At 69.2% G+C, this 19,201-nt stretch carries 19 protein-coding genes; 10 read left to right on the top strand and 9 right to left on the bottom strand.

Annotation, left to right across the window (positions count from 1 at the left end):
* On the top strand, window positions 1-971 hold a 971-nt coding region (locus BMZ25_RS20185; protein ID WP_177190553.1), incomplete at its 5' end, for a BCCT family transporter.
* A gap of 114 nt (window positions 972-1,085) precedes the next feature.
* On the opposite strand, the gene BMZ25_RS20180 is transcribed toward BMZ25_RS20185, so the two are convergent.
* From BMZ25_RS20180 to BMZ25_RS20160, 5 genes are read right to left on the bottom strand one after another with little or no spacing between them, the layout of a single operon-like run.
* Window positions 1,086-2,723, bottom strand: coding sequence for an acyl-CoA synthetase (locus BMZ25_RS20180; RefSeq protein ID WP_092696440.1), 1,638 nt, complete (start codon window positions 2,721-2,723; stop codon window positions 1,086-1,088).
* Window positions 2,720-3,535: an enoyl-CoA hydratase gene (locus tag BMZ25_RS20175; protein ID WP_092696439.1), complete on the bottom strand. Its 816-nt coding sequence runs from the start codon at window positions 3,533-3,535 to the stop codon at window positions 2,720-2,722. Before BMZ25_RS20175 ends, BMZ25_RS20180 begins: the two co-directional genes overlap by 4 nt.
* Before the next feature lie 55 nt (window positions 3,536-3,590).
* A complete protein-coding gene (locus BMZ25_RS20170; RefSeq protein ID WP_092696438.1) occupies window positions 3,591-4,055 on the bottom strand; it encodes a CoA-binding protein in 465 nt (154 codons plus the stop codon).
* The gene (locus tag BMZ25_RS20165; protein ID WP_092696437.1) at window positions 4,056-4,424 is read right to left on the bottom strand and encodes a 2Fe-2S iron-sulfur cluster-binding protein; all 369 of its coding nucleotides are present in this window, start codon (window positions 4,422-4,424) and stop codon (window positions 4,056-4,058) included. It lies immediately after the preceding gene.
* On the bottom strand, window positions 4,421-5,776 hold the full coding sequence (locus tag BMZ25_RS20160; protein WP_177190552.1) for a selenium-binding family protein: 1,356 nt from the start codon (window positions 5,774-5,776) through the stop codon (window positions 4,421-4,423). Before BMZ25_RS20160 ends, BMZ25_RS20165 begins: the two co-directional genes overlap by 4 nt.
* A gap of 74 nt (window positions 5,777-5,850) precedes the next feature.
* Between BMZ25_RS20160 and BMZ25_RS20155 the strand changes: the two genes are divergently transcribed.
* Both BMZ25_RS20155 and BMZ25_RS20150 read left to right on the top strand, forming a co-directional pair.
* Entirely contained in the window at window positions 5,851-6,633 is a 783-nt protein-coding gene (locus BMZ25_RS20155; RefSeq protein WP_092696435.1) for an IclR family transcriptional regulator, read from the top strand.
* A 268-nt stretch (window positions 6,634-6,901) separates the two neighbouring features.
* Complete coding sequence (locus BMZ25_RS20150; RefSeq protein ID WP_218142579.1) at window positions 6,902-8,047, top strand: glycine cleavage T C-terminal barrel domain-containing protein; 1,146 nt, start codon at window positions 6,902-6,904, stop codon at window positions 8,045-8,047.
* A 23-nt stretch (window positions 8,048-8,070) separates the two neighbouring features.
* On the opposite strand, the gene BMZ25_RS20145 is transcribed toward BMZ25_RS20150, so the two are convergent.
* From BMZ25_RS20145 to BMZ25_RS20130, 4 genes are read right to left on the bottom strand one after another with little or no spacing between them, the layout of a single operon-like run.
* Window positions 8,071-8,829: an iron ABC transporter ATP-binding protein gene (locus tag BMZ25_RS20145; RefSeq protein ID WP_092696434.1), complete on the bottom strand. Its 759-nt coding sequence runs from the start codon at window positions 8,827-8,829 to the stop codon at window positions 8,071-8,073.
* Window positions 8,826-9,785 carry an iron chelate uptake ABC transporter family permease subunit gene (locus BMZ25_RS20140; protein WP_092696433.1) on the bottom strand — a complete coding sequence of 320 codons (960 nt, stop codon included), beginning with the start codon at window positions 9,783-9,785 and terminating at the stop codon, window positions 8,826-8,828. Before BMZ25_RS20140 ends, BMZ25_RS20145 begins: the two co-directional genes overlap by 4 nt.
* On the bottom strand, window positions 9,763-10,704 hold the full coding sequence (locus BMZ25_RS20135) for an ABC transporter permease (RefSeq protein WP_177190554.1): 942 nt from the start codon (window positions 10,702-10,704) through the stop codon (window positions 9,763-9,765). The genes BMZ25_RS20140 and BMZ25_RS20135 overlap by 23 nt, the downstream gene beginning before the upstream one ends.
* A 25-nt stretch (window positions 10,705-10,729) precedes the next feature.
* On the bottom strand, window positions 10,730-11,635 hold the full coding sequence (locus tag BMZ25_RS20130; protein WP_092696431.1) for a siderophore ABC transporter substrate-binding protein: 906 nt from the start codon (window positions 11,633-11,635) through the stop codon (window positions 10,730-10,732).
* Window positions 11,636-11,771: 136 nt separating this feature from the next.
* Between BMZ25_RS20130 and BMZ25_RS20125 the strand changes: the two genes are divergently transcribed.
* The 7 genes from BMZ25_RS20125 (at window position 11,772) to iolB (ending at window position 19,201) form a co-directional block, all read left to right on the top strand.
* Window positions 11,772-12,056 carry a DUF2218 domain-containing protein gene (locus BMZ25_RS20125; protein WP_092696430.1) on the top strand — a complete coding sequence of 95 codons (285 nt, stop codon included), beginning with the start codon at window positions 11,772-11,774 and terminating at the stop codon, window positions 12,054-12,056.
* Between the two features lie 244 nt (window positions 12,057-12,300).
* Entirely contained in the window at window positions 12,301-13,332 is a 1,032-nt protein-coding gene (locus BMZ25_RS20120) for a LacI family DNA-binding transcriptional regulator (protein WP_092696429.1), read from the top strand.
* Between the two features lie 124 nt (window positions 13,333-13,456).
* Entirely contained in the window at window positions 13,457-15,367 is a 1,911-nt protein-coding gene (locus tag BMZ25_RS20115) for a bifunctional 5-dehydro-2-deoxygluconokinase/5-dehydro-2-deoxyphosphogluconate aldolase (RefSeq protein ID WP_092696428.1), read from the top strand.
* Window positions 15,368-15,393: 26 nt separating this feature from the next.
* Window positions 15,394-17,223, top strand: a complete 1,830-nt coding sequence (iolD, locus tag BMZ25_RS20110; RefSeq protein WP_092688235.1) for a 3D-(3,5/4)-trihydroxycyclohexane-1,2-dione acylhydrolase (decyclizing) — start codon at window positions 15,394-15,396, stop codon at window positions 17,221-17,223.
* 28 nt (window positions 17,224-17,251) lie between these two features.
* On the top strand, window positions 17,252-18,166 hold the full coding sequence (iolE, locus tag BMZ25_RS20105; protein ID WP_092688238.1) for a myo-inosose-2 dehydratase: 915 nt from the start codon (window positions 17,252-17,254) through the stop codon (window positions 18,164-18,166).
* A 4-nt stretch (window positions 18,167-18,170) separates the two neighbouring features.
* Entirely contained in the window at window positions 18,171-18,398 is a 228-nt protein-coding gene (locus BMZ25_RS20100) for a hypothetical protein (protein ID WP_092689424.1), read from the top strand.
* Entirely contained in the window at window positions 18,395-19,201 is an 807-nt protein-coding gene (gene iolB / locus BMZ25_RS20095; RefSeq protein WP_092688240.1) for a 5-deoxy-glucuronate isomerase, read from the top strand. Before BMZ25_RS20100 ends, iolB begins: the two co-directional genes overlap by 4 nt.

Raw genomic sequence — 19,201 nt, 5'->3', positions numbered from 1 at the left:
TGGGCGACCGCGTCTGGGGCTGGCCGGGGCACGTCATCGACATCATCGCGGTGTTCGCCACGCTCTTCGGCCTGACGACCTCGCTCGGGCTCGGCGCGCAGCAGGCGACATCGGGTCTGCACTACGTGTTCAACGTTCCGGATTCGCTCAACACGCAGATCCTCGTCATCGCCGGGGTGACGTCCATCGCGCTCATCTCGGTGATCCGCGGCATCGACGGGGGCGTGAAGGTGCTCTCGAACGTCAACATGGCCTTTGCCTTCCTGTTGCTGCTCTTCGTGTTCCTCGCCGGTCCCACGCTGCAGATCCTCAAGGACACCTGGAACGGCTTCTCGACCTACGTCATGGATATCGTGCCGTTGTCGAACCCGATCGGCCGCGAGGACGACAGCTTCCGCGAAAGCTGGACCTCGTTCTACTGGGCCTGGTGGATTTCCTGGTCGCCGTTCGTCGGCATGTTCATCGCGCGGGTCAGCCGCGGGCGGTCCGTGCGTGAGTTCATCACCTGCGTGATGCTCATCCCGACCCTCGTCGGTGTCTTCTGGATGGCCACCTTCGGCGGCACCGCGATCAGCCAGGTCGCGAACCTGGGCACCGAGAGCGGCGTCTACCAGAACGTGATCGAGAACTATAACGACTCGCTGGCGATGTTCGCGATGTTCGGGGACATGCCGCTGACGATGATCACGTCGACGCTGGGCATCATCCTGGTGCTGGTGTTCTTCATCACCTCGTCGGACTCGGGCAGCCTCGTGATCGACACGATCACCGCGGGCGGCAAGACCGAGGCGCCGACGGCGCAGCGCGTGTTCTGGGCGACGATCGAGGGTATCGTGGCCATCGTGCTGCTGATCGGCGGGGGCCTGACGGCGCTTCAGGCGATGGTGAATGCCACGGGCATCATCTTCACCGTGGTCCTGCTGTTCCTGTGCTGGGCGATCCTCCAGGGGCTCCGGACCGAGCCGCGATAAGCCGGTGCCGGCCATCGTCGCCTCGGCCCGGGGATCGACGGTGGCCGGCGGCGCATGGCCCCGCTGCCACGCGCGGGCAGGGGGCCACGCCACCGACGCGCCGCGACGCGCGCTCTAGGCCGTAGGGCCTCCGGCCAGGCTCCTGGCGTAATCGCGCAGCTCGTTCTTCCGGATCTTGCCCGTCGACGTCTTCGGCAACTCGCGAAACACGACCTTCCTGGGGCGCTGGAACCCGGCGAGGTGCTGCCGCGCATGGTCGAGCAGGTTGTCCTCGGTCGCGTCGCGGCCGGCCGCCAGTTCGACGAAGGCGCAGGGGACCTCGCCCCACGTGTCGTCGGGCATCGCCACCACGGCCACCAGACCGACCGCCTCATGGGTGTAGAGTGCGTTCTCCACCACGATGGACGAGATGTTCTCGCCGCCCGAGATGATGATGTCCTTGGCCCGGTCGCGGATCTCGATGTATCCGTCGGCGTGCTGCACGGCCAGGTCACCGGACCAGAACCAGCCGTCCTTGAAGGCGTTCGCCGTCTCTTCGGGCTGCTTCAGGTAGCCCTTCATCACGATGTTGCCGCGCAGGACGATCTCGCCCTGGGTCTCGCCGTCCCACGGCACCGGCCGCCCCGTCTCGGGGTCCAGGACCAGCACGTCCTCCTGCAATTCGTAGGCCACGCCCTGCCGCGCCTTGAGCCGCGCGCGTTCCTTCAGCGGCAGGTCCCGCCACGCGGGTTTCTCGGCGCAGACCACCGCCGGCCCGTAGACCTCGGTCAGCCCATAGACATGGGTGACGGAGATCCCCATCTCCTCCAGTCCCGCGATGACGCCGGCCGGGGGCGGCGCCGCCGCTGTCATCATGTGGACCCGCTGCGGGAAATCGCGCCGGTCCTCGGGCGTCGCGCCCGAGACCATCGACATGATGATCGGTGCGCCGCACAGGTGGGTGACGCCGTGCTCGGCGAAGGCGTCGTAGATCTTGTCGGCCCTCGGCGCGCGCAGAAAGACGTGGCACCCCGCAAGCAGCGTGATCGTCCAGGGAAAGCACCAGCCGTTGCAGTGAAACAGCGGCAGCGTCCACAGGTAGACCGGGTGGTGCGGCATCTCCCAGGTGATGACGTTGTTGACCGCGTTGGTCCAGGCGCCGCGATGGGAATAGACCACGCCCTTCGGCCGACCCGTGGTGCCCGAGGTATAGTTCAGCGCAAGCGCGTCCCATTCGTCGTCCGGCAGCGTGTAGGCGAAATCGGGATCTCCCTCGGCCAGCAGGTCGTCATAGCTCAGCGCGCCGATCCGCTCGCCCCCCGGCCCCTCGGGGTCCGCGATGTCCACGATCAGCAGGTCGCGCCCGGCCTCGCGCACCGCCTCGGCGGCCATCGCGGAATACTCGGTATCGACCAGCAGCACCTTCGCCTCGCCGTGGTCGAGGATGTAGGCGATGGTGCCCCCGTCGAGGCGCACGTTGTTGGCGTTCAGCACCGCGCCAATCATGGGAACGGCCAGCGCACATTCCAGCGCCTCGGGAATGTTGGGCGCGATCAGCGCCACGGTGTCGCCCCTGCCGATACCACGGCCGGCCAGCGCCGAGGCCAGCCGCTTGCAGCGCTCGGCGACCTCGCCCCAGTTGCGCCTGATGGCGCCGTGGATCTGCGCGGGCAATTCGGGATGCACGCGCTCGGCCCGCTTCAGGATCGAGACCGGCGACAGCGCCGTGTGGTTCGCGTCGCACCGGGCAAGCTCGGGACCGTCGTAGATCATGTGCCCGACCACTCGGGCATGGGCTCCTTGCGGGTGAAGGCGCCGATCCCGGCCTCGGTGTCGCGGGCCATCATGTTGTCGGCCATCACGCGGCCGGTATGTGCATAGGCCTCTTCCAGCGACATCTCGGCCTGTTCGTAGAAGGCGCGCTTGCCGGCCCGGATGGCGACGGGCGACTTCGCGGCGATGGCGCCGGCCATCTCGGCGGATGCGGTCTCCAGCGCGTCACGCGGGACGACCCGGTTCACCAGCCCCATCTCGGCCACGCGCGCGGCGGGCAGGAACTCTCCCAGCAGAAGCATCTCCATGGCCTGCTTGCGCGGCACGTTCCGCGACAGCGCCACCATCGGGGTCGAGCAGAACAGGCCGATGTTCACGCCCGAGGTCGCGAACCGTGCATCCTCCGATGCGACGGCCAGGTCGCACGACGCGACCAGCTGGCACCCGGCGGCGGTGGCGATGCCGCTGACCTCGGCGATCACCGGCTGCGGCAACCGTACGACCCGCAGCATCATCGCCGAGCACGTCGCGAACAGATCCCGGAAATAGGCGTGGCCGCCGTCGGGATCGGACCGGCGCTCGGTCATTTCCCTCAGGTTGTGGCCCGCGCAGAAATGCTCTCCGCTGCCGCGCAGGATGACGGCCCGGACGGAGGTGTCCTCCGCGATCTCGTCCAGCGTGCGCGAGAGCGCCCCCATCATCGCCTCGGACAGGGCGTTGATCGACTTCGGGGCGTTCAGCGTGAGCGTCGCCACGCCGTCCCCGTCGGTCCGTGTGACGAGGTCGCGGTCGGGGGCTGTCGCCGTGTTCATCTCAGTTTTCCTCCCTCTCTGGTCCGGCCGTCCGGCGATCGGACGCCGGGCCACGTCATATCGCGAGATCGAGTCGGGGCTTCCAGAACGGCCGGAAGAGCTCGATCTTGGGGCAGCGATCCATCACGACCTGCAGTCCCGCCTCTTCTGCCAGCCGCGCGGCGCGGTCGTCGTAGACGTCGATCTGCGCCCACAGCACCTTGGCCCCGATCGCGATGGCCTGTTCGGTGATCCCGTACAGCTCTTCCTTGGGACGAAAGACCTCGACCATGTCCACCGGCCGGTCGATGTCCTGCAGCGAGCGGTAGACGGGGATGCCGCGGATCTCGGTCAGCGCCGGGTTCGGATTGACCGGGATCATGTCGTAGCCGGTCTCGTGCAGGACGCGGAGGACGCCGTAGCTGAACTTGGTCCTGTCGGCGCTGGCCCCCACCATGGCGATGCTCCTTACCGAGCGCAGGATGTCGGACAGATACTCCTGCGAATAATCGTAGCGGGGCGTGATGGCCGTGTCAGGCATCTATGGCTCCTTGGTCGTTGCGATGTCCGCCTTCAGTTCGTGCGGTTCGAGAGGGTCGAGGAACGGGTTGCGGTAGAGCTTGTCGTGGCTCTCGACGCCGATCTCCAGCGTGCAGTCGGTCAGCGGCCGCGCGACGCACAATAGCACGTAGCCCTGCGAAAGCTGCCGGTTGTTCAGGGCGACCTGGCGGCGCTGGTCCACCTCGCCGTGCTTCAGCTTGGCCGCGCAGGTGATGCAGCCGCCGTACTTGCAGCCATAGGGCAGGTCGATTCCCTGCTCGCGCAGCGTGTCCAGCAGGGGACGCCGCGCCTCGACCGTGCAGGTCGCGCCGCCGCGGTTCGCGAGCGTTATGGTGCGCGTCCCGGTCACAGCCAGATGTCGCTCGTGCAGTCGCCGCCGGGATAGCGGGCTTCGTGGCAGCGGCTGGGGCCGTTCGGCTCCTTGCCGAAATCCACGATGAAGTCCTCGTTGATCGTCATACCGCCGTTCTCGACATCGCAGTCGATCAGGACCATCACGCCGCCCTGGGTGCGGATCTCGGGGTAGAACTGGTTGTCCCAGGTCGAGAACAGCGAGGTCGTGACGTATAGCCGCCTGCCGTCGAGCGACAGTTGGAACATCTGCGGCCCGCCCGCGACCCTCACGCCGTTCACCTCGGGCGCCTTGCCCAGCAGCCCGCCCATGTAGACCTGCCCGGTGAGCTTCGGGTTGTGCGGGTCGGTGATGTCGTACTGGCGCATGTCGCCGTGCAGCCAGTTGTTGAGATAGAGATACCTGTCGTCCATCGACACGAGGATCGCGGACATCACCCCCGGCACCGGGATCGGCCATTCGGGGTGCGGCTCGTTCTCGACGTCGATGATCTTCTCCCACTCCCACGTGCCGGAAGCCGACTTCCAGAAGTGGATCACGTTGCTGCTCAGCGCGGCGCCGCAGAAGCCGTGGGTGCTGTCGGGGTCGTGCAGGAACTTCACCTCCAGCGGGATCAGCCCGTCCTCGCCGAGATACATCTCCTCGACCGGTTCGCGCTTCTTGAAGTCCCAGACATGCAGCCGGCGCCCGTATTTCAGGTGGCCGACCTCCTCCAGGTCGAAGCCGGGCATGAACGTGTTGGGCGCCGCCCATTCCGAGCTGATCATCACGTTGTGGCGCGGCTGGTACCAGAAATCGTAGCCGAACGGGATGTCGCCCATCGATGCCTCCCAGCGGCCGACGATCTCGAAATCCTTGTTCAGGTGCAGATAGCCGCCCGGCGCCTCGCCCCTGGCGTCGCCGAGGAACGAGATGATGATCTCGGAGCCCAGGCAATGCACCGTGTGCGGGCCCGACAGGTCGGTCTTGGCCTTGATCTTGGCCCCGTCGATGACCTTGTGCAGGCGCGGCGCCCGCGGGTCGGTGGCGGTGTCGACGATGTGGATGTTGTTCGACCGCACGCCCGGCACCAGCAGGTACTTGCGCGACATCGACCCGTCGTCGTGGCAGGACGAGCAGGCGTTCCAGCCCATGTGATGCAGCTCGTCCCCGATGCCCGGCATCTCGAGGCGATGGATCACCCGGGAATAGGTCGGACTGTCCGGATCGACATCCACCGTCGCAAGGTAATCAGGCTTCTGGATGCCCGTCCCGGTGTAGATCGCGATGGTATAGAGCAGCTTTTCCCGCGGCGCCCTGATCGCCTCGGCGGGGCTTGCGTAGCCCGGCCCGCAACATCCTCCGTCCATCACGCGCGCTCCTCCCTTGAGTCCTCCACCTTTCCCGCATATCGAAAATGAATGTCTCACGATACGAGAAAAGCATGTATCTCGAACGCCTGGCCCTGATCCTCGAAACGGTCGGACAGAAGGAAGAGGCCACCGTCGCCGAGATCTGCCACCACACCGAGCTGCCCAAGCCCTCGGCCTATCGGCTGGTGCAGGAGCTGGTCGGCGCCGGGCTTCTCGAACCGGTGGCGCGGGGCCGCTTCGCGCTTGGCAGCCGGTTGAAGCGCATCGTGCGGAGCGATCACTCCGACGCGGCCCTCATCGAGGTCGTCTCGCCCACCCTGCGGCAGGCGGCGGCCGCCCACGGCGCGGCGTTCTTCCTGTCGCGGCAGCGGGGACGGGCGGTCGAGATCATTCACGTGGAAACGCCCGATACCGGGGTCTCCTTCCTGCATCCGGGCCTGGGCAAGCGCCCGCTTCATGCATGCTCGTGCTCCAAGGCCGTGGCCGCCTTCTCTCCGGACCTGCTGGCGTCGAAGACGCTCGCCGGACAGCTGCGGGCCTATACCGAGTTCACGCTCACGCGGGTCGAGGATCTGAAGGCCGAGCTCGACGTCATCCGGCAGCGGGGCTACGCGGAATGTCTCGAAGAGATCGAGCGCGGCATGTGCTCGGTCGCCGCGCCCCTCAGCGACACCGGCCCCGGTGCGACGATGTCGATCGGGGCGACGGGATCGACGCGGGTCTTCACGCCGGATGTCCGCGCACGCCTCGGGACGGCGCTCTCCTCCATGGCGCAAGAGCTGTCGCACCACCTTTCCGGGGCCGTCGGCAACGGGGCGCCCGCCATGGCGGCGGCGCCCGAAGCAGGCGCGTGAGCGCGGGTTTTCAGGCATACTCCCTGCGCAGGTCAGCCTGGCCGCGAAGCGTGAGGCCACCCCGGTCTCCTGCCGGTTGCATGTCCTGCTGCGTCGGTATTGGGCAACATGTTCCCGGCCGCACGCATACGGTCAGGGTGGGAGGACTCGCATCCTGACCCTGTGACGCGAGGCGTCCCGGGACCGGGCGCGCGGGCGTCCGCCCGGCATGCGGTACATCTTCGCACGGTCCGGGGACGACAGTCGGCTTGATCGGAGGAGCCCGTCGATGATGGAGAACTTTGGCTTCGGAACGCAGATCCGGAAATCACCCTATTTCGACGCCACGGTCCGCTGGGGCGCGGCGGGGTTCTCGGTATACAACCACATGTATATCCCGCGGGACTTCGGCGACCCCGAACAGAATTTCTGGAATCTCGTGAACACGGCGATCCTGTGCGACGTCGCCGTCGAGCGCCAGGTCGAGATCACCGGCCCCGACGCGGCCCGCTTCACCCAGCTTCTCACCCCCCGCGACCTGTCGAAGATGGCCGTCGGTCAGTGCAAGTACGTCCTCATAACCAACGCCAACGGCGGCATCCTGAACGATCCGATCGCGCTGCGGCTGGGAGAGAACCATTTCTGGCTCTCTCTCGCCGACAGCGACATCCTTCTCTGGGCGCAGGGCCTCGCGGTGTTTTCCGGGATGGACGTCCAGATCCGCGAACCCGACGTCTCGCCCCTGCAGCTGCAGGGCCCGAACTCCGGCCGGATCATGCAGGAGCTCTTCGGCGACGACATCCTCGACCTCAAGTATTTCTGGCTGCGCGAGGTCGAGCTCGACGGCATCCCGCTGGTCGTGTCGCGCACCGGATGGTCCAGCGAGCTGGGGTATGAGCTATATCTCCGCGACGGCACCCGCGGCGACGAGCTGTGGGAGCGGATCATGGCGGCGGGGGCGCCACACGGTCTCCAGCCCGGTCACACCTCGACGATCCGCCGGATCGAGGCCGGCATGCTGTCCTACCACGCCGACATGGACCCCGAGACCAACCCCTACGAGCTGGGGCTGGGCCGGCTGGTCAATGTCGAGGCCGACATCGACTTCATCGGCAAGCAGGCCCTGGCTCGGATCAAGGAAGAGGGCATCACGCGAAAGCAGGTCGGCCTCGTCATCGAGAGCGAGCGGCTCACCGGGCCGAACACGGTGTTCTGGGCCGTCATCAAGGATGGCGAGACCATCGGCAAGGTGACATCGGCCGTCTACTCGCCACGGCTGGGGCAGAATATCGCCCTGGCCCTGATCTCGGCCGAGCACGCGATCCTCGAGGACGAGGTCACCGTGATGATGCGCGAGCGCCCGGTCCCCGCCCGGATCGTGGACCGTCCGTTCTACGACCCCAAGAAGTCCATCGCCCAGGCCAAGGTCGCCTGACGCTCCGGCGGCGTCCGGTGGGCTCACCCGAAATGATGCACCACCGGGCGTCCGGCGGAGCGGGTGATCGTGACCGGCGTCTCGAACACGCGCTCGATGGTCTCGGCGGTCAGCTGGGTCTCGGGCGGGCCCTGGCCCGCGATCCGGCCGTCCTTCATCGCGACGATGTGGTCGGCATGGGCGGCGGCATAGTTCACTTCGTGCAGCACCACCAGGACCGTCCGGCCGTGCCGCGCCGCGAGATCCCGCAGGAACTCCATCAGGCCGCGGGCATGGGCCATGTCGAGATTGTTGAGCGGCTCGTCCAGCAGCAGGTAATCGGTCTCCTGCGCCACGCTCATGGCGATCAGCGCGCGCTGGCGCTGGCCCCCCGACAGGGTGTCGAGGAACCGGTGGGCCAGCGGCCCGAGGTTGAGCGCACCGATCGCGGCCTCAATCTTTTCGCGGTCGGCACGGCCGGGCCGTCCGCGGCTATGGGGATAACGGCCGAAGCCCACCAGCTGCCGCACCGTCAGGCGGGTGGCGATGGTGGTGTCCTGCCGCTGGATCGCGAGGTGCCGCGCCAGCTTGCCGGTCGGCGTCGTGCCCACGTCCAGCCCGTCGACCCGGATGCGCCCGGTCTGCAACGTCTCCAGCCGCGCCACCAGCGACAGGAGCGTCGACTTCCCAGCGCCGTTGGGCCCGATCAGCGCGGTCAGGCAACCCTTGGGAATGGTGGCCGAGATATCGCGCAGGATCGGCGTCTTGCCGATGGAATGGCTCACAGACTCGATCTCGATCATCGGGCGGATCCCTTCAGCACGAGGAACAGGAAGGCGAGGCCGCCGGCGAACTCGACGACGACGCTCAGGGTGGTGGCCAGGTCGAACACGTGGTCCAGCACCAGCTGCCCGGCCACCAGCACCAGCCCCGCCATCAGCGCGGCGGCCGGCAGCAGGCGGGCGTGGCGGTGGTCGGCCAGCACGCCGTGGGCCAGCGCGGCGACGAGCAGGCCGAAGAAGGTGACGGGCCCCACCAGCGCGGTCGACACCGACACCAGCGCGGCGACCAGCGCGAGGGCGGCGATGACAGTGCGGCGATACGCCAGGCCCAGGCCGATCGCCGCCTCGCGTCCCAGCGCCAGCACGTCCAGCGCGTGCCGCATCCGCCAGAGCGCGGCGCAGATCACTGCGCAGAGCACCGCCGAAAGACCCAGCAGATCGGTCTCGACGGACGAGAACCGCGCGAAGGCGGCGCTCTGCACCACGGCGAAATCCGACGGGTCGATCATCCGCTGCATCAGGCCGGTCAGGCTGCGGAACAGCACGCCGAAGATGATCCCGGTCAGGACCATGCGGTGCAGGTCCGCGCGCCCCCGCCCCAGCAGCAGCCCGAACAGCAGCGTCGCCGCCCCCATCAGCAGGCCCGCCTCGGCCAGGAACCGCAGGTGCGGGCCGATCGCGGCGAACCCGGCCCCGCCCAGCAGGAACACCAAAAGCGTCTGGAACAGCAGGAACAGCGCGTCGATCCCCATCACCGACGGCGTCAGGATGCGGTTGCCGCTCACCGTCTGGAACGTCACCGTCGCAACCGCGATGGCGGTCCCCACCACCAGCAGCGCGCCCAGCTTGGCCCCCCGGAACCGCAGCACGAACGCCCAGTCCCCCTGCGCCCCGACCGTCAGGAACAGGACACAGGCCAGGCCCAGGGCGGCGGCCAGCAGGATCAGCCGGCCATCACGCACGGGCCGGCCGGGCATAGAGCAGCCACAGGAACACCACCGCGCCCACGAGGCCGAAGATCGTGCTGACCGGCACCTCGTAGGGATGGTTCACCAGCCGCCCTATCAGGTCGCACAGCGTCACCAGAACCGCGCCCGTCAGCGCCACCCAGGGCAGGCTCGCCCGCAGGTCGTCGCCGCGCAGCCGGCTGACGATGTTGGGCACCACCAGCCCGACGAAGGGGATCATGCCGACGGTCACGACCGTGACCGCGGTGACGACCGACACCACCAAAAGTCCCGCAATGGCGACACGGACATAGTTCAGCCCCAGGCTCACGCTTGCGTCGCGCCCCAGCCCGATGATCGTGAACCGGTCGGCCACGGCATAGGCGGCCACGGCCAGCACGCCGGCCAGCCACAACAGCTCGTAGCGGCCGCGCAGGACGCCCGAGAAATCGCCGCTGGTCCAGACCTCGACATATTGCAGCAGGTCGAAACGATAGCCGAGAAACGTCACCACCGCCCCGATGATGCCGCCATAGATCAGCCCCACCAGCGGCACCAGCAGCGGCTGGCTGGGGGGCAGGTTGCGGATCAGCAGCAGGAACCCCGCGCTGCCCGCGATGGCGGCCAGGCTCGCCACGATCATCTGCGCCCAGATCGGCGCGGCGGGCCACGCGAACGCGACGAGGAGGATGCCCAGGGCGGCGCTCTGGCCGGTGCCGGCGGTTGTCGGCTCGATGAACCGGTTGCGGGCCAGCATCTGCATCACCATCCCAGCAACGCCCATCGTCGCCCCGGTCAGCACGAGGGCGAGGGTGCGGGGGATGCGGCTGACGGCCATCACGGCCAGCGCCTCGGGGTCCGACAGCGCGGCGGCGGGGCCGAATTCGATCACACCGGTCAGCAGGCTGGCGGCGATCAGCAGCGCGCAGCCCGCCACGCACAGCGCGATATGGACCCGCCGCCGCGTCACCGGTTCAGCTGTCCGAGCCCGCGCCGCCGAAGGCGGAGATCATCGTGTCCAGCGTGCGCGCCATCGACTGCGCGCCACCGCCGGCCAGATAGGTGTCCGCCGGGTCGAGATAGATCACCTGTTCCGCCTCCCAGGCGGTCGTACCGGCCACCAGCGGGTTGTCCAGCGTCGCCTCGGCCCGCGCGCCCTCGGCGCCGATGGCCGCGGCGCGGTCGATCACGATCAGCCAGTCGGGGTCGGCGTTCGCGATGAACTCGAAGCTCACCGGCTGGCCGTGGCGCCCCGCGCTGTCGGTGTCCGCGGCCTCGGGCAGGCCCAGCGTGGTGTGCAGCCAGCCGAACCGCGTCCCGGCGCCATAGGCCGACACTTTCGGGCCGTTGGTCAGCACGATCAGCCCGTCGCCCCGACCTTCGACGGCGTCCTGCGCGGTGGCGATCCTGTCCTCCAGCCGCTGCCGCAGGTCGGCGGCCTCGGCCTCGCGGCGGAACAGGGTGCCGTAGGCGTCGATGCGCGACAGGCCGGTCTCGACCAGGCTCTCGCCGGGGATCGTCATGTCGATTGTGGGGACCATGCCCGACAGCGCGTCGTATTGCGTGGCCGACCGGCCGCCGACGATGGCAAGGTCCGGCGACAGCGCGTTCACCGCCTCGAAATCCGGCTCGAACAGGGTGCCGACGACCTGCGCTTCCGCTGCGGTCTCGTCCAGGTAGTCGACGCCGATCATGTCCGGCACGCCGTCGACACCGACGCCGAGCGCGTCGAGCGTGTCCAGCGCAGCCAGGTCGTAGACCACCACGCTCTCGGGCGCGGCGGGCAGGGCGGCTTCGCCCCGTGCGGTCGGGATCGTCACGTCCTGCGCCAGGGCCGGCGCGGCCCCGAGGATCAGCGCGGCGGTGAGGGCGGCTTTCATGTCGTGTCCTTTCCTCTGCAAGGCAGTTCCACGCGGATGGCCGGCCCCGGTCGCAATCCCGACCAGAATACTCAATTGCTTTCCGCTCAGGGTCGCTTTAATCCGATGGAAAAGGTAGGAAAAGGGGGAAAGCCCGATGAAGACCGCCACCCGGATCCCGACCGCCCATGCCAGCCGGTATCTGCAGCAGCTCTGCAAGCACTTCGCCCACAAGATCGAGGCAGAGCACACGGCCGAGGCGGGTGAGTGTCGCTTTCCGCACAGCACCGCGTCCTTCCGCGCCGAGAGCGACGCGCTCGACATAGTGATCTCCTCGGACAGCCGCGACGGCCTCGAAAGCGGCAAGGACGTGGTCTGGAGCCATCTCCGCCGCTTCGCCTTCCGCGAGGAACTGCCCGAGCCGCGGTGGCAGGCCGCCTGACCGGCCCCTTCGCCCGCCGGCCCCGCCGGTCGCCGGTCGTCGGCGATGCCGCAGATGTATGCCGTCCTGTGCACGCGCGGTGCACGGGGTGTGCACGCGCCGTGCATACCCTCGAACCCATCATTCCTGCCCGTGGCCAGGGCCTCGCACGAGCGCGCAGAGGGGCCTTACAGAGTCCGCGTGATCTGCTACGACTGATAGACATGATAGACCTCATGTCATCCCTCACGGCGGAGCGGCGGGCGTGAAGCGCCCCACGATCTCCGACGTCGCCCGCGCCGCCGGCGTCAGCGTCGCCACCGTCGACCGCGTCCTCAGCGGCCGCGCCCGCGTCCGCGAAGAGACCGCCCGCAAGGTCCAGCAGGCGGCCGAGGATGTGGGCTATCACGGCGTCAACGCGATCCGAAGCCGGATACGGACGGGCCTGCCCGAACTGTCCGTCGGGGTCGTGCTCCAGAAGGAGCGGCACAGCTTCTACCAGAGTTTCGTGCACGAGCTCGAGACCCAGGCCGCCGCCCGCGCCGACCGGAACGTGCGCCTGACGATCCGCTTCGCCCGCTCCACCCGGCCCGAGGAGCAGGCCGAGCTGCTGCTGGGTCTCAAGGGTCACGTCGATGCCGTCGCCAGCACCGGGATCGACCACCACGAGGTGACGGCGGCGGTACAGGAGCTGCGCGACGCCGGCATCCCGACCTTCTCGATGCTGTCGGATTTCGCCCAGGGTGTTCGGGAAAGTTATCTTGGCCTCAACAACTTGCGCCTTGGCCGCACGGCGGGCTGGCTGATCTCGCACATCGCCGCGCGGCCGGGAAAGATCGGCATCTTCATCGGCGCGCACCGCTATCACGGCCACGAGCTGCGCGAGGCCGGATTGCGCAGCTACCTGCGGGAATACGGCCCCGGTTTCGAGCTGCTGGAAGCGCAGGTCAACCTCGAGACGCGCGAGCTGACCTACGAGGCCACGGGCGATCTGCTGTCACGCCAGTCGGACCTCGCCGGCCTCTACGTCGCAGGCGGCGGCATGGAGGGTGCGATCGAGGCGTTCGAAAAGGCCGGCCCGCCCCCGGGCTGTGCGCTCCTGGTGAACGAGCTGACGCCGGAATCCTATCGCGGGCTTCAGAACGGGACGGTCTCGATCGTGTTCGGCACCCCGATCCGGCAGATCGTCGCGGAACTGCTCTCCCTCGCCGCCAGCACCGTCGACCAGGGCCAGGCCGACACGCCGGGCCAACGCTTCTTCACCCCCGACATCTACACGCCCGAGTCCCTCGCCTGACAGATCCTGTCAGCCGCGATCCATTATCCCTCACAAATGATATCCCCCGACGCCCCCGCCAGCGTTGACCCCCCACCCCCACCAAATACTCTTCCCCCCAATTCCGGAGCCCGGGGAGCGTGCCATGAAAACCCTTGACGTTATCACGATCGGCCGTTCTGGGGTTGATCTTTACGGCAGCCAGGTTGGGGGTCGTCTTGAGGACATGGGGTCGTTCGACAAGTATATTGGCGGGTCCCCGACGAACATGGCGTGCGGGACGGCGCGGCTCGGGCTGCGGTCGGGTCTGATCAGCCGGGTTGGCGACGAGCACATGGGTGGGTTTCTCCGCGAGGAGCTGGAGCGTCACGGGGTGTCGGTGGAGGGGGTGCGGACCGACCCCGAGCGTCTGACGGCGCTGGTGATCCTGGGCATCCGCGACCGCGAGCGGTTCCCGCTGATCTTCTACCGCGAGAACTGCGCGGACATGGCGCTGTGCGCCGACGACATCGACCCGGCCTTTGTCGGCGCGGCGCGGGCGGTGGTGGCGACGGGGACGCATCTGAGCCACCCGACGCCCCGCGCGGCGGTGCTCAAGGCGCTGGAGCTGGCGAAGGCGCAGGGCGGGCGGACCGCGCTCGACATCGACTACCGCCCGAACCTGTGGGGCGTGGCGGGCCACGGGGAGGGCGAGAGCCGGTTCGTGGAATCCGCCGAGGTGACGCGGGCGCTGCAGGAGGTGCTGCCCCATTTCGACCTGATCGTGGGCACCGAGGAGGAGTTCCACATTGCCGGCGGCTCGACCGACACGCTGGAGGCGCTGCGGGCGGTGCGTGCGGTGTCGGCGGCGACGCTGGTCTGCAAGCGGGGGCCGATGGGGGCGGTGGCGTTCGAGGGCGCGATCCCCGAGAGCCTCGACGAGGGGCAGTCGGGGCCGGGCTTCGCGATCGAGGTGTTCAACGTGCTCGGCGCGGGCGACGGGTTCATGTCGGGTCTGCTGAAGGGCTGGCTCGACGGGGAGGCCTGGCCGGTGACGCTCAAATACGCCAATGCCTGCGGCGCGCTGGCGGTCAGCCGGCATGGCTGCACGCCGGCCTATCCCAGCTGGGAAGAGCTGCAATTCTTCTTCGACCGCGGCATCGTGCGCCCCGACCTGCGCAACGACGCCGAACTGGAGCAGGTCCACTGGGCGACCAACCGGCACGGCGACTGGTCGACGATGCGGGTCTTCGCCTTCGACCACCGGGCGCAGCTCGAAGAGATGGAGGGCGCGGATCCTGCGCGGATCGGGCGGTTCAAGGAGCTGTGCCTGGAGGCGGCGCAGGCGGTCGCGCGGGGGCAGGGCGGCCACGGCATCCTGTGCGACGGGCGGCTGGGGCAGGAGGCGCTGTTCCGCGCCGCGGGCACCGGCCTGTGGACCGGGCGGCCGGTGGAATGGCCGGGGTCGCGGCCGCTGCGGCTCGAGCCCGAGACGGGGCCGGACCTGGGCGGGCTGCGGAACTGGCCGCGCGACCAGGTGGTGAAGTGCCTGTGCTTCTGCCATCCCGACGACGATGCCGGGATGTGGGCGGACCAGGAGGCGACGGTGACGCGGCTGTTCCACGCCGCGCGCCGCAACGGTCTGGAATTCCTGCTCGAGGTGATCCCCTCGACGGTGGGCCCGGTCGACACGGAGACCACGGCGCGGATCATCGAGCGGGTCTATGGCTGGGGTGTGCATCCCGACTGGTGGAAGCTCGAGCCGTTCGACAGCGATGCCGCCTGGGCGGCGGCGGTGGCGGCGATCGAGCGGCACGACCGGCACACGCGCGGGATCGTGGTGCTGGGGCTCGACGCGGCGGAAGAGGCACTGGCGGCGCGCTTTGCCCGCGCGGCGCGGTTCCCGCTGGTGAAGGGCTTTGCCGTGGGGCGGACGATCTTCGGGGCGGCGGCGCGGGACTGGTTCGCGGGCCGGATCGGCGACGAGGCGGCGGTGGCGCGGATGCGGGACAATTACGCGCGGCTCTGCGGGATCTGGGACGCGGCGCGCGCCGCGGCCGAGCGGGACGCGGCATGAGGGACGACAGGGAAGGAGACCGGGCGATGACGACGATCCGGCTGACCGCGGCGCAGGCGATGACGCGCTGGCTGGCGGCGCAGATGACGGAAGACGGCGAGCGCTTCATCGAGGGCGTCTGGGCGATCTTCGGGCACGGCAACGTGGCCGGGATCGGCGAGGCGCTGCAGGGGATGGGCAACGCGCTTCCCACCTGGCGCGGCCAGAACGAGCAGACCATGGCCCATGCCGCGATCGCCTATGCCAAGACGCAGAAGCGGCGCAAGGCGATGGCGGTGACCTCGTCGATCGGGCCGGGGGCGACGAACATGGTGACGGCCTGCGCGCTGGCGCATGTGAACCGCCTGCCGGTGCTGCTGATCGCGGGCGACGTCTTCGCCAACCGGCGGCCCGACCCGGTGCTGCAGCAGATCGAGGACTTCGAGGACGGCACGGTCAGCGCGAACGACGCGTTCCGGCCGGTGAGCCGCTACTTCGACCGGATCAGCCGGCCCGAGCACCTGATGACCTGCCTGCCGCGGGCGCTGCAGGTGATGACCGATCCGCAGAATTGCGGGCCGGTCTGCCTGGCCTTCTGCCAGGACGTGCAGGCCGAGGCGTTCGACTATCCGGCGGACTTCTTCGAGCCGCGGGTCTGGCGCATCCGCCGGCCCGAACCCGACCCGCGCGAGGTCGCGGAGGTGGCGGATCTCATCCGGTCCGCCGAGACGCCGGTGATCGTGTCGGGCGGCGGAGTGCTCTATTCCGGCGCCGAGGACGCGCTGGCGGCCTTCGCCGAGGCGCTGAACGTGCCGGTGGTCGAGACCCAGGCGGGCAAGGGCGCGCTGGCGGCGGCGCATCCGCTGAACTTCGGCTCGCCCGGGGTGACGGGGTCGGCCTGCGGCAACGATCTCTGCGCCGCGGCGGACCTGGTGATCGGGGTGGGCACGCGGTTCCAGGACTTCACCACCGCGAGCTGGACGGCCTTCCGCAACCCCGAGAGGCGGCTGGTGTCGATCAACCTGCATCCCCACGACGCGGCCAAGCACATGGCCACGCCGCTGGTGTCCGACGCGCGGGTGGCGCTGGAGCGGCTGACCGGTCTGCTGGATGACACGCGGTTCGAGGCGCACGATCCGAAGGCGCGGACCGACTGGCACGCGGCGGTCGCGACCGTCACCGCCCTGCCCGAAAACGACGGCCCGGACAATCTGCCCACCGACGCGCAGGTGATCGGCGCGGTGCAGCGGGTCGCGCGGGAGAACACCGTGGCGATGTGCGCGGCCGGTACGATGCCGGGGGCGCTGCAGGTCCTGTGGCAGGCGGCGCCGGGCGGCTACCACATGGAATACGGCTATTCCTGCATGGGCTACGAGGTCGCCGGGGCGATGGGGATCAAGCTCGCCGCGCCCGAGAAGGAGGTGATCTGCTTCGTCGGCGACGGCAGCTACATGATGGCGAACTCCGAGCTGGCCACGGCGGCGGCGCGGCGCGTGCCGTTCACCGTGGTTCTGACCGACAACGCCGGCTACGGCTGCATCAACCGGCTGCAGATCGGCTGCGGCGGGGCCGAGTTCAACAACCTGTACAAGGACAGCGACGTGTGGCCGCGGATCGACTTCGTCGCCCATGCCGCGTCGATGGGGGCTCATGCGGTGAAGGCGGCGGGGATCGCCGATCTCGAGGCGAGGATCGTCGAGGCCCGCGGGCGCGATGTCCCCTCGGTCATCGTGATCGACACCGATGCCGGTCCCGGCACCGGCGCCGGCGGCGCCTGGTGGGATGTCGCGGTGCCCCGGACCGGCGGCCCGGCGCGCCTGGAAGAGGCGCGCGAGCGCTACGACGCAAACGCCGCGCAGCAGCGCGTCCACGATTGACGCGCGCCGGACGGCAGGGAGGACCGGAATGATCCTGTACGGCACGAACCCCATCGCCTGGTCGAACGACGACGACTGGTCGATCGGCGATCACATCAGCCTCGAGACATGCCTCTCGGACGCCGCGCGGATCGGCTTCGAGGGGATCGAGAAGGGCCACAAGATGCCCGATGACGGCGCCGCACTGAAGGCGGCGCTGGAGCGCCACGGCCTGCGGTTCGCCGCGGGCTGGTTCTCGACCAACCTGCTCGTCCGGGACATCGCGGACGAGGTCGCGGCCCTGCGCGAATGGATCGCGTTCACCCGGGCGGCGGGGGGCGACCACATCAATGCCTGCGAATGCTCGAACACGGTGCACGGCTCGGACGGGGTGCCGGTGAACGACCGCCCGGTGATGACCGGGGCCGAGTGGGACCGCTTCTCGGCCGGCTACGAGGAACTGAGCCGGGTGGCCCACGAGGAGGGCATGGCGATGGGCTATCATCACCACATGGGCACCATCGTCGAGAGCGAGGCCGACATCCGCCGCTTCATGGAGATGGCGGGCCCCCATACCCGGCTGCTGCTCGACACCGGGCATGCCTGGTTCGGCGGCGCCGACCCGGCGGCGCTGGCGCGGGAGTACATCGGTCGGGTGAGCCACATCCATGCCAAGAACGTCCGCGCCGACATCGCCGCCGAGGTGCGCGCGGGCGGGTTGTCCTTCCTCGAGGGGGTGCGGCGCGGCGCCTTCACGGTGCCGGGCGATCCCGAGGGCGCCGTGGCCTTCGAGCCGGTGCTGCGCGCGGCGGCCGAGGGCGGCTATTCCGGCTGGCTCGTGATCGAGGCCGAACAGGACAGCGCGGTGCGCGACCCGGTGCGCTACCAGTCCATGGGCCTCGCGGTGCTCAGGCGCATGGCGGCCGAGACCGGGCTCGATGCCGCCGCGGCCGGGGGGGCGTGAGCGCATGTTCGACACCACCCATCCGTGGTTCCGCCCGCTCTGGGTGCGGATCGTGCTGCTGGCGGTGACCGCCGGCTGGGGGCTGGTCGAGCTCTCGGCCGGCAATGCCGGCTGGGCGCTGTTGTTCCTGGCGCTGGCGGCCTGGGTGACCTGGGCGCTCTTCGTCACCTACACGCCCGGCCCCGACACCACCGACACACCCGACGACCACGACAAGGACGGCGAGACATGAGCCATCTGCTGCACAGACCCTTCGGCACCCATGGCGAGGTCCACCGGATCACGCCCGAGAGCGCGGGCTGGCGCTATGTCGGCTTCGCGCTGCACCGGCTCCGGGCGGGCGAGAGCGCCGGCGCCGCGACCGGCGACCGCGAGGTCGTCCTGGTGATGGTCGAGGGCAAGGCCGCGATCACCGGCGCGGGCCGGGACTGGGGCGTGCTCGGCGACCGGATGGACGTGTTCGAGAAGACGCCGCCGCATTGCCTCTACCTGCCGGACGGCAGCGCGTGGCAGGCCACGGCCGAGACCGACTGCGTCGTCGCGGTCTGCTCGGCCCCCGGCCGCGGCGGCCATGCCGCCCGGCGCATCGGCCCCGAGGGGATCGCGCTGACCGAGCGGGGCACCGGCACCAACACCCGCCACATCAACAACATCGCGATGGAGGCCGAGGATTACTGCGACGCGCTGCTGGTGACCGAGGTGTTCACCCCGGCGGGCCACTGGTCGTCGTTCCCCAGCCACCGCCACGACGAGGACGACTTTCCCCGCGTCACCTACCTGGAGGAAACCTATTACCACCGCCTGAACCCGGCCTCGGGCTTCGGCGTGCAGCGGGTCTATACCGACGACGGCTCCCTCGACGAGACGATGGCGGTGCAGGACGGCGACGTGGTCTGCGTCCCCCGCGGCCACCACCCCTGCGGCGCCCCCCACGGCTTCGAGATGTACTACCTCAACGTCATGGCCGGACCCCTGCGAAAATGGCGCTTCCTCCCCGCACCGGAAGTCGAATGGATCCTGGAACGCGACGGATGA

It is taken from the genome of Tranquillimonas rosea (assembly GCF_900111315.1).
Taxonomy (GTDB): domain Bacteria; phylum Pseudomonadota; class Alphaproteobacteria; order Rhodobacterales; family Rhodobacteraceae; genus Tranquillimonas; species Tranquillimonas rosea.
The sequence above is the reverse complement of the archived record's forward strand: the minus strand, read 5'-3'. Positions and strand labels throughout refer to the sequence as shown.